Origin of the sequence: Paraburkholderia sp. XV, from assembly GCF_020177535.1 — a bacterium.
In the GTDB taxonomy this organism is placed as follows: domain Bacteria; phylum Pseudomonadota; class Gammaproteobacteria; order Burkholderiales; family Burkholderiaceae; genus Paraburkholderia; species Paraburkholderia caribensis.
In genome coordinates, this window is the sequence record NZ_JAGUUD010000015.1 from 91,670 (window position 1) to 108,437 (window position 16,768).

A 16,768-nucleotide genomic window follows, 5' to 3' on the forward strand; every position below is an offset into this window, starting at 1 on the left:
ATCTGCGCGATCCGCGAGGCGAGCGTCGCCATCCAGTCGTCATCGGTCGCGCGCCCCCAGCCTGTCGCGCCCTGAATAAGGAAGTGCTTTTCGAGCATGATCCGGTCGCCGACTTCCGCCGCCTGCCTGACGCGACGCACACAGGCGTTCGCAGCAAGGGCGGGCGCATTGACGGGATCGTACTGGACGGTCCAGTCGTCGGCGGCAGCCTGAGGATTGTTTGCGCTCACCTGATACGAAATTGAAGGATCGCCGGGCGCAAGCCCCTTCAGATCGAAAACCGGTACGACGATGACATCGAGATCGCCGCACTCAGCACCCAGTTCGAGGCAGGTCCACACGGAATGCGCCTCCGCGAGCGGCGCAGGCAGCATGGTGAAGCTTTCCACATAGCCGAACAGCGTAGGCACAGAGACCGCATCGGCAGGGGTTTCGAGGCTGCGGGGATCGAACGGCTTGCCGTCCGGCGGCGCTTTCAGCGCGAGGACCGTTTTATCGCGCTGCTTCGCGAACGCATCGGGCACCTTGTCGATCCAGCCAATGTCGCGCCACGGCGTCGGCGTGACGCTGTTCCCGAGGGTTGTCGGATCCGCGATCGTCCAGGCTTTCCACGCGGCCTGGTCGCCAGGATTCCAAGGGTCGGCGCGGCCTGCCTTCAGCCAGCGCCACGGCAGCAGCGACTCCACATCGCCCGGCCGGGCGCGATCCGCGCCTTCGCGCCTGATCGACGCGCTCACGCGCACGCCGACGAACCTGCGCCGGTTCTGCGGCTGTCCGTCCTGCCGCGTAACGATATCGGGCAGATTGTCGATCTGCACATTTATCTGAATGGTTCGCGCCGTGGCCATAATGCGTAGTCATGCGTAAGATTGGGCGTACGCTTCTTTCTGATGCTCCTGCTTCTTCTCGCCAAGGAACGTGTATTCGACGTGCTCGGAGGCCGAGACCGTATAGAACATGCTGATCTTCACCTTGATGGTCAACACGCCCGACGCGATCATGCGGTCGCCGTCATACGTGACCTGCAACAGCAGATTGATGCCCACCGTGATCATGCCTAGCACGTCGACACAGCCGCGCACCAGCAGGAACACCGACACCGCCGTGGTCGAGCCGCCGGGGCCGGTGGTCCACGTCAGTGCGATCGAGCAGCCGACCTGCACCCACACGCCGCCCGAAATGACGCCGAAGCTGAAGCCCAGGCCCACGCCCGCCACGATGCCGACTTCGAAGGTGAACGCCAGCACCGGCGAGGGACGCGCCATCGGAAGGAAAGACAGCCGCGAGGTCAGGAAGCCGCCGCCGTTGAGAATCCACACGTTGAGCGTGAACGGCGCGAGCTTCGCGCCCACGCCCAGTTCGGTGACGATCTCGAACTCCGGCAGCGCGGACACGCCGAACAGCACATGCAAGGACAGGTCCGAGATGCCGAACACGCCTGTCTGCAACGGCGGCAGCACCATGTCGAGGCGCGCCGCCACGCCTGCCGGCATGCCGCCGACCATATACGGCACGATCTCGAAGTCCCCGCCCTCGCCGGTCTTCTCGATCAGCGTGGTGAGAAACTGAAGCGTATCGGCCAGTTCGACGCGGTCCGGCTGGATGTTGAAATCGATCTTGCCGCTCTGATCGAAAAGCAGCCCGGTCTGGTTGAAGGTGACCAGCGTCTGACCGCCGCAGACCAGACGCCAGTCGCCGAACAACTTGCCGTGCATGCTCTTTTGCGTGCCCGCGCGCCCTTCGGACAGACGCGCGGACGCCGTGAAGCGCGCATCGTCGATCATGATCTGCACGGGGCCGAAGTCGAGCAGCGGCGCGGGATCGGAGAATGGCACATCGACATCAGCTTCGAGCCAGGCGGCCAGTTCCACGCTGTCGAAGCCGTGACGAACCTTGACCGCATCGCTGTCCGACAGATCGGGAAAGGGCAGATTCTTGAACAGACCGTCGAGCCTGATGCCGGAAAAGTCCGGAAACAGTTTCGATACGTCGAGACTCTTAAGTGCATCGGGCACGAGCTGATCGCCTATTGCCGATGCAGGCAGGCGAATGCCGAAACTCGAGAGCAGCGCATCGGCGGAGGACGCAGCCGCACCCAAAGCCGCGGCGGTGTCCGCAACGCGATTCACCAGCCCCAGGGCCGGCGTCATGTCGACGATTTTGCTCGCCTCCTGAAACACATACGCGACCTCCGGCCGATTGAAGCCCAGCCGGTCCGCTTTCGGCGGATCGCCGAGCGCGCGAAACAGCCGCAGGGTATCCGCGCCCCGCTGGAAGACGCGCTGCACGTCTTCGGCGGCGGTTTGCGGATCGGTGCCGATGGCGTCGCGAATGCTGTCCTGAACCGCGCCGGCGAAACGGCGCACGCGGCTGTCGACCTCTTGCGAAATCGCCGCGACATCGGCGCTCGCCTGCTTCTGGAGATTCGCGAGCACATCTGCGCCTTGCGCCGATACCTTGTCGATGGCGCTCTTGATCCGATCCTTCAGTTGTGCCTGATACTGCTCAAGGCTCGCAATCTGATTGAAGGCGGCCTGCGCACCGTTCAGCAGTTCCATCATCTTGCCTTCGATCGCCTTGCAGTCCGCGGTGATCGACGCGATCAATTGGTCGATGGCCGGATCGATGGCTTTCTCGAAGCGATCTTCGATCATACGGACCGCGAGCGCCAGCTTGTTCAGCTCGCCGTTCAGCGTCGCAAGCGCATCCTTTACATCGTCGCTCGCCTTCTTGACCGCCGCGGCCACCGCTGCCGCCGACGTATCGACGATGCCTTTGGCGTCGGCGTCGAGCGTATTGAGCAGATTGTTCAGCGCCTCGCACGCCGCTTCAACTGCGGACGCTGCATCGTTACTGAGATCCACGAACGGTTTCTCGATGCCGTTCAGTACGTTCAAAGCGGATTCGGTCGTCAGCTCAAGCCGATTGGTCAAGGCATTGGAAAACGCGAGCAAGCTGGCCTGGAAATCTTGCAGCCGCGTTTTCAGATCAGGCGAAATGGCTGCGGTTGCCGCTTCGACTTCCGCGAGCAGCGCGGCGAAGTCGGACAGCCAATGTTCGACTACCACGTACAGCCGCTTCGCTGCCGCAGGCGCGCTGCTCTGCTGCGCGGCCTGATTGCTCACCGCGCGAAGCGCTTCGCGAAGCGCGGCGTTGGCGATATCCGCCTGTTGTTTGACGATCTTCAGGTCTGCATCGATGAACAACACGAATGCGTTCACGGCATTGCCGACCTGATCGACAACACCGTGAAGCGCATCGCCCGCGTCCTGCGACAGCTTCCCGGCCTCCTTGTTCACGCCGCGCAGATCCGCCGAAATCTGGCCGAGCACAAGCAGCGCGGCGTCGCGCGCCTGCGCAATGCCGCCCCGCACGCCGAGCACGCCGCGCTGAAGCTCCGACTGCGCGGATTCCGACAGCTTGTCGGCCGGAAGCGCGCGCGTCAGTGCATCGAGGGCGGCCTGCATAGGATCGGTGGCGGTCTTCCCGAACTGTTTGACGGCGTCATCGACCATCTGGCAGCCGCGAGCCATCTGCATGTCGAATTGCGCGCGCAGCCGGTTTTTGATCTCCGCGCAGGGATCCTTGCCCGAACCGATGACGCCCTTCGGCAAGGCCTTCACCTGGTCCCACGTCTGCTTCAGGCTGGGCGACTGGAAGATGTCGTTCAGCGCGCTATCGACTTTCGCTTTCGCGGCGGTTTTCCAGTCGTCGATCTGCTGATCGCCGAGCGCGGGCAAAGCGCCGAGCGCGGCCTGCACCGCCCCGGTCACGCGATCGAACTGCGCTTGCGCATTCACCGTGAATTGCGCCATGCCCACGCCAAGCTGCGGCGCGCCCTGGGACGGCTGGGATGCGGAACGGCTCGGCACCGAACGGCCTATCGTCACGTTGCGCAGCAGCGCGACCGGCCCCTTGTCCTGACGGCCATGCGTGATGGACACGGCTTCCTTCGAAGGCGTGAGGCCGATCGTGAGCTTCTCGAAGCCCGGCACGTGTTCGCGTTCGGCAGGCAGCATCGCATCGATCAGATCGCCGGATGCGCACTCGCACTTGGCGCTGCACGGCACTGGCAGATCGATGAAATCCACCTCGCGCACGGCATGCCACGCGTCCGTGTCGTCGCCGGTTTCTCCCGGCAAGACCGACGTATAGAACACCAGCTTTTCCGGCTCGGCGATTTCCAGCGCCTTTTCCTCATTGCCCTCGCCCATGACGATCAGGCGAATCTGTGGCTTTGGATAGATGAAGCTCGGATCGTCGGGATTGGACGGCGGCGGCGCGCCGCCGTTGCCGGACGGCGTCAATTGCTCGAACGCCTTGTTCCACAGCGGAACCTGCCAGCCTTCGTTGCGCACATCGCCGCCCCAGCTACTGTCGACCCGGATCCTGCGGCTGACGAACTCCGCGCCCGTCAGGCATCCGGCCGCCTCCAGCGCATTGCCTTTTTCCGGATAGCGGCGCAGCGGTTCGAGCAACTCGACATACTCCTCCACCTTTCGCGGCGTGGGACGCCCGCGCAATTGATCCTGTTTGAGGCCGATCGGCCGGATGTTATAAAACTGTGCCGATGGCACCACCGACCGTTCGTAGACGATCACGTGCTTGGCCCGATTCCACAGCGCGCCGATCCGCCCGATGCGTTCGAGCGCATAGCGATGCACTCGGCCCATCGCGGTATCCGTTTCGATGGCCGACTTCTTCTGGTCCCACAGGCCGCGCTGATGCGCCCAGCCGCCGAGCGCCGACAGATGGATCCCCTGCAGGCGGCCGCCGCCGGCATCGACCCGCGCGTAGACGCTGCGCAGAATGTTGGCGCTTTCGAACGCCCACGGCACGCCGCCCGGAAAACTTTCGTTGTCGTCCGTCGACGTGCTGAACGTTTCCGCGAGTCGGGGATCGAGGTCCGCCGGAAGGCTGCCCGGAATCGGCCAGCGGAACGGCGTACCCGGCCCGTTCTCGCCCTTCCTGGTGCGCAGCCGGAACGCCACATCCTGGTCGATGGCGAGATCGTCCATCGCTTCGCCCTTCCACAGACGATCGACGGCCAGACGACGTCGCTCGGCTTGCAGCAGCCGGTTGAACGCCTTGACATAGGGCCGCGTTTTCGGATGGCTGTTGGCGACGCCGGCCGCCGGCGCACCGATCACCGCGCCGATTTCGGCGAGCCGCAATCCCGGCGCGGACGGCCTGATCCGCGTAACGATCCCGTACATCACTTCCATGCGCAGATCGCGAAGACCGACGCCCGGCGCGCGCTGCCCCGCATAGCCCATCAGCCGGCGCAGATTCCAGCCGGGTTCGGCGTAGCGCGTATCGAAGTAAGACGGATCGAGATCGAGCCGCGTCGGGGAGCCGAACCGCGCGGCAGCCGACAGCCCTTCTCGGATGTCGGGCGGAACGCTGCCGTCGGCGCTCCGATTCTTCTCCATCGCTTCGCCCATCACCTGCGGCGGTAGCAGCAGGCTGATCGTGTCGGCGTCGTTGACCACGCGCCAGGACAGCCCGTTCTCGCCGGCGGCGTTCCATACCGCGACCTCGTCGGCTTCGCTCGTCTGCGCGGCGGAGAGCGATGGCGCTCGTACCAGCGCCACGCGAAACGGCGCACGGTCGATCACGAGCAGCGCGTCGATTAGCGTGGATTCCTTGGTCTTGCCGTTTCCGGGTGCGTTCGTTCCGGGCGCGCCGTTGGCGGGAGGTGCGGCATTCTTCGCGGCATCGGCAGGGGGCGTCGCAACGGCCTCCTGCGCGACCTTGGCGGGCGCTGGCTTCCCGTCGGCGGCGCGAGTCCCAATGGTCTTGAGCGATAGCTGAAGCGTCTGATTGCGATGCCGCGTCACCGTCTCGACCGCATACAGCGTCCAGCGCGCGCGATCCTCCGGCGTCGCGCCGCCGAGCGGAATCAGCAAGGGCGTGTCGGCATCCGCGCCGCGGTCGGGCAAGGCGTCACGCAGACGGTCGTCCGTGGTGATGCGCGCGTCGTCCGGCAGATCGTCCTGACCGGCGGGTCGGACCTGACTCACCGGCAACTTGAGTTGCGCGTCGATCCCGGAATCGATGACGTCCGGCGGCCCGGCGAGGTTGAGATAACGCAGCACGCCGGCTTGATCAGCGAGCGTCGTGGGATTGAGCATTCCGGCCGCCTTCGCGGCGGCAAGCGATGCGAAACCGATCTCCAGTGCGCCGATCCGCACCCACGCAATATCCTTCGCCTCCGGCACGAGGCGAATGCCGAGCAGCATGCCTTGCGCGACATCGTCGGCATCGAGTTCGCTGGAAGCGGGCTGATAGCATGGCCAGTCCGTGCATTGCGCACTCTGTTGCGTCACCGCGTCCGCGTAAAGCGGCGCGCCGATACGCGCCTGGAAGGTCATCGTCTTCTGGCTGGTGAGAATCAGGCGGGGGAAACTCGCGCGGGCAGCAAGCTCCAAGACCGCGCTGTCGCCCGAAGACGTGCCGTCGACAGTGGGTTCGGCTGCATCGCCCTGCCACATATCCGCGATGAAGCGTGGCTCCAGCACGTCGAAGCGAGCGCTGATGGTGCCCGCTTCGATCTTGCGATCGAACGGCTGTAGGTCGATCAGATTGCCGACGAAATGCCAGATCAGCGGCGCTTTGTCGTCTGGATTCGAGAGCATCGGCAGCATGGAGATCGGCGCGGCGTCGCGCACTTGCCGCAAGCTGGTATCGAGCGATGCAATCCGTTTCGCGAGCACGCCGAACACAGCCGGCGTGATCGCTTTCTGCTGAGACGAAGATGGCCGCGCCGTCAGCACCCAGCGGACCGTAGCGGCGGGCATCAAAGACCAGTTGATCGACGCGACGGGCTGCTCCTGCGCGAAATGCAGATACGGATTGGGGGGCCATGCGGCGTCGACCGGCACGAACGTTGGCCTGAAGCCCTTTGTTATGCCATATCCGGCCTCGAAGCGCAGCGCGAGACTGTTCGACCCGCGTCCCGCGCGCACGCGCCGCACGAAGCGAAGACCGAGTTCGCGGACCGCGGACCCGTCCGACGAAAGCCCGTAATGAAGTTCGTCCAGCAACGGCACATCCATTACTACGGGAACTTCGGAACCCGCTCCGCCCGGATTCGCTGGATGCCGTGCGCGCGCGCCTTCCTCGGACAACTGGCCGAGCCAGCCGCCGTGGATCGTCGGCGACCATTTGCGCGACGATGCCGGCGAATCCTTCTTGTAGACCTGCGTCGTGAAACCGATGCGCATGCTGTCGAACCACGGCCCGACGCTCGCTGTCCGGTGCGGCTTGTTCGCCGCCCCGCCATTCGCGGTGGCGGCGTTCGGGTCGGGGCGAAACAGGCGGCTCGCCGGCGTCGATTTGACGGCGTAGAGCCGAAGCATCGCGCGGGGTTCCTTGTCATGCGTGAAGTGGCCGTTCAGCGGCAGACGCACCTGAGCCTGAACGGCGAGTGCGAACATACTTCCCTGCGCGGCCGTCTGCATGGGATCTGTGAAGATGATCACGCGCGAGCCGAAAGGCGTGTCCGCCGCGACGCTCTGCGGCGGCCCGGGCGCGTCGCCCGGGCCGATCGCTTTCGGATCGACGAAGCGGCAAGTGTCGAGCGCCAGCAACGGGCCGCCGCTGAGTGTCTGCCCTCGCTGCACAGGATCGTCCGTCGATGTCTGCCGCGTCGGCTGCGGCGCATCCGGCTGATTGCGCTCATCGTAAAAGGACATCCGGACGATGTCGCGAAGCGGAACCGCGAAGTTCATGCGCGAGACCGGCTTGCCGTCCTCGCCGCCCGGCACCTTGACCTCCTCTGTCAGCAGCGCGCGCAGCTTGTCCTGAAGATCGCTGGGGGAGCGGACGTCTTCCTGCTCGTCCTCGTTCAGGAGCGGTTGCGCGCCGGGACCGGTCTGATCGTAGCAAGTCGGTTTGAACCAGGCGTCGAATTTGTCGAAATCGTCGAGTGGATGCGGCAGGGATTCGCCGATGCGCCGCTGCACGATCAGGCGTTCGAGCACCGCCAGATTGAATACCCGGTAGCGCCACTGCGTCGAGGCGTCCGGCATCACGCATTCGCCGACCACGATTCCTTCGTACGCGCTCGCCGATCCCGACACGGCCGCGCCCGGCCCGCTTCTCACGGCGATGAATGCAATCCTGAAGGTGCGCGGGTCCGCGCCGGGTTCCGCATCGAAGTGATTCGGCCTGTCGATTGCTTCCGTATCCGCCACGGGAACCTCCGGCGATTCAAAGTTGACGCCGCACCTGCCGACACGGCGAATGCGCGGTCGGTCAGGAATGGTTCGATATACGAAGCAAGACGATCCCGCGCCGGCCGTGGCACGTGCACCGGTCGGGCCAGCGGCGGGACCGGCATGAAAAGAACAAGAAGCGGAAGTGGCTTTCGGTACGACGAGATTCAAGGCAAAAGTAAAAAGTACTTCTGATTCCTGATATAAAGATCAAAACGAACATAGTCGATGGCGCTCGTTCGATTAAGATCTTTTTTGACCCGCCCGTGCTGCAGACACAGCTCAGTTGTATTCGTCGCCGTTCGAGACTCTGTATGTCTTACCGTTTTCCACGGTCGTCATGGGCTGCACATGGCCCGCGCTTGCGGTCCATTCCACATTGGCCTGCGATCCCCCTCCTTCGAGCGCGGTCGCCGCCAGCGCCGCGCTGGTGTCGTCGACTCCCAGCGGGAAACTGTCGAAGTCCGGATGATCAGGGCTTTTGATAACGCGCTTCTGATTCGGCGTGGCGTCGTCCGAGACGGTGAGCTGCGTGGCGCTGCCCATATCGTTGAACAAAGAAAAATAGACGAAACTCATGATGGCTGTCTCCTCACGAAACCGATCCAAACGGTCAATCAGTAGATATCGAATCGGGTTGTTGCCTTGCACAGGCGACCATGCCACCAATAACAACGCAGTTGTTTCGGACGTGCTCACCGAAGCCCGAACCCTTGAGCGTAAAACGAGGGTGCCCTCCTCGGATTTTTCCTTCTTACCGGTTCGATACGCTTGCCTCGGTGTCTCTTTAAAAAAGAGAAGGTGAACCCATTGGCCGCTCACACCGGTTGTGACTATGTAACGTGTTTTTTCGAACTGAATATGTGGGGCAGCGCACATTCAAAAGACCAAACAGTCTGGTGTTCGAAAAGTGTTCTCCTATTTAGCACTGACAGTATCTTCAAGCATGTTTTTGGCTAGCGCGACGGTACGTTTCCGTGCCCACAAACCAGCTAGAAACTGCTTCGCTTCATGTGCCTGGGCGAACTGCGTGGGCGTCAGATATCCGAGTGAGCAGTGAGGCCGTTCGGTGTTGTACTCGTTTCTCCATTCTTCAATCAGGCGTCTGGCGTGACCAGTGCTCATTCAGGCATTCGTCACGGAAGCGTCCGTTGAAGCTCTCGATGTACGCGTTCTCGACGGGCTTGTCTGGCCGGATGAACGACAGCGTAACGCCGGCCCTCGTAAGCCCATGCATCCGGCATCTGAACAACACTCGTCCGCCGCCAGCAGGCAGGCGCCGCACCGAGCAGTCCGGACATGGAACTGATCCCTTGCTGGCCGTTATACCGGGTGAATGTCATGAGGGGAGTCGTTGCCGATCACCGGTGCCGCACTTTCCGTGTCGCTATATAGGCGTCAAACAGGCCTTCATGCAGCCGGCTGAGTTCCTGACGCAAGTTGACCAGTTCTTGCTGGTTGCCTTCGTGCTCCCGGCGCTAGGATTTCGCCCAGCAGGGCACACGCGCGCGACACCGCCTGGTCGCGCTGCACGCGCGCCTCACGCAGTCGGTCCGCGAGCGCCGGCTTGATCACCAGCAGCCGGGACCCACGCGTAATCGTCGACTTCGCCGCTGCCGGGAAACTCCGCATCGAAGCGCCGCCGTAGCGCGTCAAGCGACGCGTCGCGCAACACGGACAGCACTGTGGCGAACCGGCGAGGTGCCAGCCAGGCCAGCTCGGCGAGCAACGGCCATGCGGCATCCAGTCCGTCCATCCGGTAGCGCGCCTCCGTCATCCATGCGAGCGGGGCCGGGATGCGCCACCATGACTCGATGCCGTCGACCGCTTCACGCGCCGCCGCCCACTCGCCCGCGCGCAGCCACAACGGTGCCGCGTGCATTTCAGCTTGAGTCTCAGCATGACTGTCGACATGATGATCGGCGCCGCGAAACGGCAGGGCTGCGGCCCGCTGCGCCAGCGACGACCAGCACTCCTCCAGCCATGCACGGCCGGTCTGCGCCGACAGCACCCGCCGCGCAGCGGGTACCACTTCCTCCACGAGGTGACGGCGGGCAATGGCCAGTGACGCATGATCCGCAAAGGGCGTCGCCGATGCGTGCTCCAGTTCCCGCACCAGCACGCGCATCGCACACAGCGTGTCGTCGTCCGGAAATTCGGCGGCCAGCTGATCCAGGGCCGTTCGCGCGCCATCCCCGTCGCGCCGCTGCAACTGATCAAGTACGGCATTGCGCAACATCACGTCACGGCTGTCGGCACAGATATCGAGCTGCTGCATGGTCGGCTGCATCGTCATTGCGCTCAGAAGAGTTGATCGTCCAGAGCGCTCAGGCTAAGCCATTTCACCGCACTGCGGAAGGCGCGACCGTCCTCATTGACGGACTCGATGATCACACGCTGGCCGCTCGCCTCGGCGATCACTCGCACGGTCCGCGCGCCATAGCGCATCAGCGCGCCAATCGGCGGGCAGGCCGGCGCCGCCTGACGCCCAATTTGCCCGACCCATCCAACCCGCCCGGTGCGTACCTTGCGGCCTTTGTTCTCGCGCGGTTTGGGTTCCATCACGCCTGGCCCCGCTTCTTCCGCCGCGCGGCGGTCTTGCCCGCCGTCGCGCCTGCTGTCACCGGCGCGGCCGCTGACTTGCGGGCCGAACGGCTCGCTGGCGGGCGCGCCGCCGTGGACCGTGCCGGGCCGGCTTTCGCACGGGCCGGCTGCACCTCGCGGGACGCCGCCTCGCGCGCCCCGGCCCGACGCTCCGCCTGAAGGTCCGCCTGCCGCAGGGCCGCCAGCTGTTGCTGCAGCGTCACGTTCGCGGCCTGCACGGCGTCGAGCCGCCCCTGCAGCACGCCCGCCTGATGCCGTGCATTGCCGAGCTGCGCCTGCAGCGCCTCGACCGCACGCTGATGCTCGGCGTCGCGCCGGTCGGCCCGCTTCGTGGCCTCGTCGATTTCCTTCTGCAGTTTCGCGGCCGCGCTGCGTTCCCGGTCGATCTCGAGCAGCGCGCGTTTTTCCGTGGACCGCAGGCGCTCGTCGGCCCGCTCCGCCGTCTCGCGCAGCTTGTCCAGATCCCGCGAAAACCCCTCTCTCACCTTCTCCAGCTCCCGATCGCGCGCCGCCGCTTCGGCTTTCAGGCGCTTGACCTCCGCTTCCAGCGCCTGGCGCGCCGCCTGCCCCTCGGCCTGCGCCTTCTCCAGCTCGCGGACCTCGACCTGGGCGGCCAGCAGCGCGGCGGTGCGCTGCTCGAGCGCCGTCTCGGTGCGGCCCAGTTCGTCGCGCGCCGCGGCGACGCGCTGTTCCGCTGCCGCGCGCGCTTCTTCCACCTCTGCACGCAGCGCTTCCAGTTCCGCCTGCGCCGAGGCCGTCGCGCGCGTCCACAGCGTGGCGACCAGCTCGCCGGCGGCGGCACCGAGATCGGCGGGCAGGTCCGGGTGTTCGATGCGCACGCGGCTCTTCTCGCGCAGTTCGGCCCAGAACTCGCCCAGCACCGCCGCGGGCGTGCCCATGCTGCCGCGCTTCACCAGCTGATACAGGCGGTTCGCGGTGGGCGGCTGGCCGAAGCGGAAGAACAGCAGTGCGCAGACCTCGCGATAGAGCTCGCGCGTCTTCGGGAACGCGACCTTCAGGCGGTCGATCTCGGCCGCCAGGCGGGCTTCGTCGGACGGGAGGTCGGGAGCAGCGTCGGACATGGGCCAGAAAAGGTGATTTGGAGCGTTGATAATACAACGTAATACGCACAAAAACCAACGTACTTTGGATTGTAATTTGACATTACGCCCATAATGTCGAAATAACTAAGTCAAGCTGCAAAAGCGCCACGCGATAAGTGTGCGGTGCGGCCCCTTTCCCGACCAAGCTCACCTATCGCCCATGTCGTCGCCGGACCATCCTGTCGCGTTGCAGCCCGCCCCGCTGGAAACGCTGGCGATTCCCGCCGCACTCGACGGCCGCACGGGCGCGAACCGCGCCACGGGCGGTGTTGCCCAGATCGCCGCGGCGAACGATCTCGATGCGATCCGCGCCTGGCTCGCACGCTTCGCCGACAAACCGACCACCTTCGACAGCTACCGCAAGGAAGCCGAACGCCTGCTGCTCTGGTCGCTTGTGCAACTGCGCAAGCCGCTCTCGTCACTGACCCACGAAGACTGCCTGCGCTACCAGCGCTTCCTCGCCGATCCACAGCCCGCCGCTACATGGGTGGCCAACGCGGGCGCCGGCGGCGGGCGCAAGCATCCGCGCGGCGACGCGCGCTGGCGGCCCTTTCATGGGCCGCTCTCCCCGGCGAGCATCCGCCAGGCAACCGTAATCCTCAACGTGCTGTTCTCGTGGCTGGTGCAGGCCGGCTATCTGGCCGGCAACCCGCTCGCGCTCTCGCGCCAGCGCACCCGCAGGGTCGCACCGCGCATCACCCGTTATCTCGAGCCTGGCCTGTGGCAGGAAGTGAAGGACAGTATCGAAGCGATGCCCCGCGGCACGGCGCGCGAGCGCGCGCATTACCACCGCGTGCGCTGGCTCTTTACACTGCTCTATCTGGGTGGTCTGCGCATCGCCGAGGTCGGTGGCAACACGATGGGGCAATTCTTCGTGCGGCGCGACGCCGACGGCACGATGCGCTGGTGGCTGGCGGTGCACGGCAAGGGGGACAGGGAACGGCTGGTGCCAGCCACGCGCGAACTGATGACGGAGCTGTCGCGCTACCGGCAGTCGCTGGGGATGACGGCCCTGCCCTTGCCACATGAGGACACGCCGCTCGTGCTGCCGATCGGGAAGACCGCAGGAAAAACTGCGGGAAAGACGGCAGGCGGCACGGCGCAACGTCCGGCGGGCGTAAATGCCGCTGACCCGTCACGCCCCCTGACCCGGGCCGCCCTGCATACGATCGTCAAGTCGGTGTTCGCGCAGGCCGCGCAACGGCTGCGCGATCGCGGTGGCGAGCACGCCGCGCGCGCCGGGCTGCTCGAGCAGGCCTCGGCCCACTGGCTGCGGCACAGCGCGGGCTCGCACATGGCCGACCGGCAGGTCGATCTGCGACACGTCCGCGACAACTTCGGGCATGCGTCGCTGACGACGACCAGTATCTACCTGCACGTCGACGACGATCGCCGGCATCGGGACACCGACGAAAAGCATCGCATCGACTGGTAAAGTGAAGGCTGGCGGGCCGTCGCCCGGCCGCAGCGAGGCCACCGCTGCGGCATGGCAACCGGGGGTCAACCCTGTATCAGCCCGTCCCGGCACCTCCCGGAAGACTGTCAGAACGCAGCAACGTCAGAACATGGAAGCCATCGAATCCGAACCACAGGTCCTCGCGAACCGTCGCGGCGTGGCCTTTTCTGTTGTGCACCGGGGCACCCCCGTCGAGTGCGTGATCACCCTCGCCGCGCTCGAAGCCTGCTTCTGGCTGGAGCCGGGCGCGGACGATGCGCGAGTCCTGAAACGGTTCAGTGATGGCTATCGCCGCATCCGCGCCATCGCCGAACGAAGGTTGCTGGCGCGTCCAGCGACGAGGATTGAACTTACCCTAGAGGACTTCGTCCATCCGTAACGCAGCCGTGCGCGTGCGAACGGCACACCCCGCCGCCTTTCGCCGTTCCCGGCTCCCGTCGCTTTGACGGCGCACGCGCACCGCGGCCCAACCCTGTTGCTGGTTGGGCGACGACTACCTACGCGGCTTTGACCGCGTCCTTGAACGCCTTGCCCGCGCTGAACTTGACGGTTCTGGCGGCGGGGATCGTGATGGTTTCGCCCGTAGACGGATTACGGCCCACACGCTCGGCACGCGCGCCCGTGGAAAACGAGCCGAAGCCCACCAGCTGGACCGTCTCGCCCCGCGTGACGGCAGCCGTTACCGTCTCGAGGATGGCATCAATCGCTTCGCCCGTACTGGATTTGCTGTCGCCGGTACTGGCGGCAATGGCGTCGATGAGCTCCTGTTTGTTCATTTGAAGACTTTCCCTCTGTATAGACTCCCGCGCATTGCGGGCCGAGCGATCACCCTATCGGACAGACGGGAGCAAAGCGACCTGCCATCTTTGCGTCATTCATGCCTTTGCCTCGTACCTTCCGGCTGACGGCACCGCCCGAAGACAGGGTTGCTGGCGAAGCTGGTGCGTGATCTGTCGGCGCCAGCCGGTTAGTTGCGTTCAGTTTAATGACGCGGGTTGAAAGCGTCCGCCTGCAGCGCTAAGCTTCGCAACTCGCGCAATCGCCTGATTGCACGCGGCGACAGACGGAAACGATTCAATGCAACGACGACGCATCACCGCACGACGCTCACCGGTACATGGCAGGGGCGTGTTTGCCCTGCTGCCTGTCTCGGCAGGCGAACGGCTCATCGAGTACACGGGCGAGGTGACCAGCTGGCGACGCGCGGCGGCCCGTCAGCGAGCCGACGACGGACACACGTTTGTCTTCGGTCTGTCGGATGGGCGGGTGATCGACGGCAGCCGTGGCGGCAACAGCGCACGCTTCATCAACCACGCATGCGCCCCGAACTGCGAGGCCATCGAGACGGATGAGCGCGTCTTCATCCATGCGCTCGTCGACATCCAACCGGGCGATGAACTGTTCATCGACTACGGACTGAGCGTCGATGCCGAGATCACCGACGAGATCCGCGCCCACTATGCATGTCGTTGCGGTGCGCCAGGCTGCCGTCGGTCGATGCTCGCGGCCACAGCGGATTCCGAATGCGACTTTTCGGATGCCTGATTACGACCCCACAGCGACGATCACGTCGGCCTGAGCGGTCGCTCAGCAGTTCGCCTTCCTCCCATGCCGTATGTACACGATTCCCGGAAGACTCCATGCTGTATCTCCACTGTACGCAGAAGCTGCTCAATCGTCTGAAACCCGAAGTGGTCGAAGTCGGAAGCAGTACCACGAAGCTTGGCAGTTGGTACGCAACTGTTTTGCATTGGAAGCGGCAGCAGATTGCAATGCTTGTGAATGAGCGAACGCTACTGCCGGTGCTGATGCCTTTGGCTCCGGCGACCAGCCTTTCAACCAGGTTCCCTGATACTCTGGCAGAGGTACTGGCCGTCCACGGGGTACCGCATTCATTCATCGAGTCGGAAATGTTCCAGATGCAGGTCGTCAAGTACGCCAGGACGCAAAATCGCAGCGTGGTCGGCATCATGACGCAGTTCGCATATCTCGCCGAAGGCTATCGTGCCCACGACAAGATGAACGATTTCACTGCACTGTCGCTAAAACTGGCGCACACACCATGTGGCCCGCTTTACAAGGGACCGGTGTTCCCGGACAGAGCATTGAAAGAGCTGATGAGCGTTGAGTGAACGGTCGCTTGATCGCGAGCTATCGCGGCGTAATCCGGTTCAAGCGGCCCGGAAGCTCAACCCCGGCTTGGCCGACCGCTGCCCGATGCGGTCGGCTGTAGCCGGACCCGGAGCGGACGGTCAGTCCTCTCGACAACGGACGGTCCGCGACAACAGATTTTTCGTTCGGCACAGGGAATTCTGGCCGTTTGGCTTGTTCTACGACGCCGATATAATGACGCTGCGGCGGGGGAAGGACACTCCAGCAAGGGACACCAGAGGGCAATGCTTACCGCGCCCAGGGACTTGGGTACCGTTTGCGTAATAGTCAGGCGCAGACCTTGCCCCGCGGCGCCTCTCAGTTCAAGCGTGTCACTATCGTATCCGGTAAAGCTCGGTTTTCCAGTCGAGCAAGAATTCTGCAACTCGCTTGGAATGTTCCGGATTTCCGTTCAGTCCCATCCTCTCAGTCGCAACGTTATCCAAGTATGCCGCAATGGGAGAAGCGCCCGCGCCCTCTTGCAACATGGAGAAAACTTTCGGCAAATACCTTTGGTATTCGTCACGTGTAGCGGGATTGGGCGCAACGCCAATAGGGTCCCATACGTAGTACAAAACCTCATCTACTCTTTGGTATAGTTCCAGCTCGGTATCGCCCGGTTTCTGTCCCATAACACCTCGTTTCGCTTTCGACGGCCGCCCAAGTAGCACCAGAGCAAAGCCATTCCGTCTTGATCGCCACGTCTTAGTTCGGGGGCGGAGTTATTACAAGACTTGCGTCTACGCCGCCACGGCGTGCTTTCTCAACACACTTAAGCCAGTTCCCCCAAGCTGCAGGATCGGCGGTTGTCCCATCTGAAAGAAGACTTAGATCTCCCAACAGCGAACCGAGATCATCGGAGCTTGTCCGTCGGTAGAGTTCGATAATAAATTCAAACATCGCAAGATATGCTTCTTGCGTTGTTAGGCGATCATTTTCCATAGCTAGCGGTTCCGCTCAAGTCGTAGCTCGACAAAGGGCTCTGCAGGGCTCTGTCACGTTGGCGAGGTGGTCACGTAAGATGTCGCGATGAAGAAGACAAAATCGCTCTATCACGGCCATCGGTTCCCGGCAACGGTTATTAGCCACGCGGTTCGGTGGTACTTCCGGTTCCAACTCAGCCTGCGTGATATTGAAGAACTGCTATTCGAGCGCGGTGTCATCGTCAGTTACGAGACGATCCGCCGCTGGTGCGATAAATTCGGCGCGGGCTTCGCACATCGCGTCAAGGCGGC

At 63.9% G+C, this 16,768-nt stretch carries 11 protein-coding genes and 2 pseudogenes; 6 read left to right on the forward strand and 7 right to left on the reverse strand.

What is annotated here, in order from left to right; genetic code table 11:
- Positions 1–344: 344 nt before the first annotated feature.
- Positions 345–857 carry a hypothetical protein gene (locus KFO72_RS11100; protein ID WP_225032068.1) on the forward strand — a complete coding sequence of 171 codons (513 nt, stop codon included), beginning with the start codon at positions 345–347 and terminating at the stop codon, positions 855–857.
- Here the strand turns inward: KFO72_RS11100 and KFO72_RS11105 are convergent, their stop codons facing one another.
- The 6 genes and pseudogenes from KFO72_RS11105 to KFO72_RS11130 all read right to left on the reverse strand — a co-directional run bounded on the left by KFO72_RS11105 (position 858) and on the right by KFO72_RS11130 (position 11,905).
- Positions 858–8,198, reverse strand: coding sequence for a hypothetical protein (locus KFO72_RS11105; RefSeq protein ID WP_225032069.1), 7,341 nt, complete (start codon positions 8,196–8,198; stop codon positions 858–860).
- A gap of 303 nt (positions 8,199–8,501) precedes the next feature.
- Positions 8,502–8,798 carry a hypothetical protein gene (locus tag KFO72_RS11110; protein ID WP_225032070.1) on the reverse strand — a complete coding sequence of 99 codons (297 nt, stop codon included), beginning with the start codon at positions 8,796–8,798 and terminating at the stop codon, positions 8,502–8,504.
- A gap of 339 nt (positions 8,799–9,137) precedes the next feature.
- Positions 9,138–9,457: pseudogene (locus KFO72_RS11115) on the reverse strand (integrase core domain-containing protein); the annotation flags it as partial.
- 302 nt (positions 9,458–9,759) lie between these two features.
- On the reverse strand, positions 9,760–10,497 hold the full coding sequence (locus tag KFO72_RS11120) for a hypothetical protein (protein ID WP_225032071.1): 738 nt from the start codon (positions 10,495–10,497) through the stop codon (positions 9,760–9,762).
- 23 nt (positions 10,498–10,520) lie between these two features.
- Positions 10,521–10,781 (reverse strand): hypothetical protein, encoded by a 261-nt coding sequence (locus KFO72_RS11125; protein WP_225032072.1) that lies wholly within the window; start codon positions 10,779–10,781, stop codon positions 10,521–10,523.
- A complete protein-coding gene (locus KFO72_RS11130) occupies positions 10,781–11,905 on the reverse strand; it encodes a DNA-binding protein (protein WP_225032073.1) in 1,125 nt (374 codons plus the stop codon). The genes KFO72_RS11125 and KFO72_RS11130 overlap by 1 nt, the downstream gene beginning before the upstream one ends.
- Before the next feature lie 181 nt (positions 11,906–12,086).
- Between KFO72_RS11130 and KFO72_RS11135 the strand changes: the two genes are divergently transcribed.
- Positions 12,087–13,361: a tyrosine-type recombinase/integrase gene (locus tag KFO72_RS11135; protein WP_225032074.1), complete on the forward strand. Its 1,275-nt coding sequence runs from the start codon at positions 12,087–12,089 to the stop codon at positions 13,359–13,361.
- A gap of 130 nt (positions 13,362–13,491) precedes the next feature.
- The gene (locus KFO72_RS11140) at positions 13,492–13,761 is read left to right on the forward strand and encodes a DUF1488 family protein (RefSeq protein ID WP_225032075.1); all 270 of its coding nucleotides are present in this window, start codon (positions 13,492–13,494) and stop codon (positions 13,759–13,761) included.
- 118 nt (positions 13,762–13,879) lie between these two features.
- On the opposite strand, the gene KFO72_RS11145 is transcribed toward KFO72_RS11140, so the two are convergent.
- The gene (locus KFO72_RS11145) at positions 13,880–14,158 is read right to left on the reverse strand and encodes an HU family DNA-binding protein (protein ID WP_225032076.1); all 279 of its coding nucleotides are present in this window, start codon (positions 14,156–14,158) and stop codon (positions 13,880–13,882) included.
- Positions 14,159–14,459: 301 nt separating this feature from the next.
- Here KFO72_RS11145 and KFO72_RS11150 point away from each other — a divergent pair, with 301 nt between their 5' ends.
- The 3 genes and pseudogenes from KFO72_RS11150 to KFO72_RS11160 form a co-directional block, all read left to right on the forward strand.
- Entirely contained in the window at positions 14,460–14,927 is a 468-nt protein-coding gene (locus tag KFO72_RS11150; protein WP_225032077.1) for an SET domain-containing protein, read from the forward strand.
- A gap of 95 nt (positions 14,928–15,022) precedes the next feature.
- Positions 15,023–15,514 carry a DUF6933 domain-containing protein gene (locus tag KFO72_RS11155; protein ID WP_225032078.1) on the forward strand — a complete coding sequence of 164 codons (492 nt, stop codon included), beginning with the start codon at positions 15,023–15,025 and terminating at the stop codon, positions 15,512–15,514.
- Positions 15,515–16,562: 1,048 nt separating this feature from the next.
- Positions 16,563–16,768: pseudogene (locus KFO72_RS11160) on the forward strand (IS6 family transposase); the annotation flags it as partial.

What these genes read in the sequence shown, in the direction of transcription:
- KFO72_RS11100 (WP_225032068.1), top strand. Translation starts at nt 345, where the DNA reads ATGCGCCTCCGCGAGCGGCGCAGGCAGCATGGTGAAGCTTTCCACATA.
- KFO72_RS11110 (WP_225032070.1), bottom strand. Translation starts at nt 8,798, where the DNA reads ATGAGTTTCGTCTATTTTTCTTTGTTCAACGATATGGGCAGCGCCACG.
- KFO72_RS11120 (WP_225032071.1), bottom strand. Translation starts at nt 10,497, where the DNA reads ATGCAGCAGCTCGATATCTGTGCCGACAGCCGTGACGTGATGTTGCGC.
- KFO72_RS11125 (WP_225032072.1), bottom strand. Translation starts at nt 10,781, where the DNA reads ATGGAACCCAAACCGCGCGAGAACAAAGGCCGCAAGGTACGCACCGGG.
- KFO72_RS11130 (WP_225032073.1), bottom strand. Translation starts at nt 11,905, where the DNA reads ATGTCCGACGCTGCTCCCGACCTCCCGTCCGACGAAGCCCGCCTGGCG.
- KFO72_RS11135 (WP_225032074.1), top strand. Translation starts at nt 12,087, where the DNA reads ATGTCGTCGCCGGACCATCCTGTCGCGTTGCAGCCCGCCCCGCTGGAA.
- KFO72_RS11140 (WP_225032075.1), top strand. Translation starts at nt 13,492, where the DNA reads ATGGAAGCCATCGAATCCGAACCACAGGTCCTCGCGAACCGTCGCGGC.
- KFO72_RS11145 (WP_225032076.1), bottom strand. Translation starts at nt 14,158, where the DNA reads ATGAACAAACAGGAGCTCATCGACGCCATTGCCGCCAGTACCGGCGAC.
- KFO72_RS11150 (WP_225032077.1), top strand. Translation starts at nt 14,460, where the DNA reads ATGCAACGACGACGCATCACCGCACGACGCTCACCGGTACATGGCAGG.
- KFO72_RS11155 (WP_225032078.1), top strand. Translation starts at nt 15,023, where the DNA reads ATGCTGTATCTCCACTGTACGCAGAAGCTGCTCAATCGTCTGAAACCC.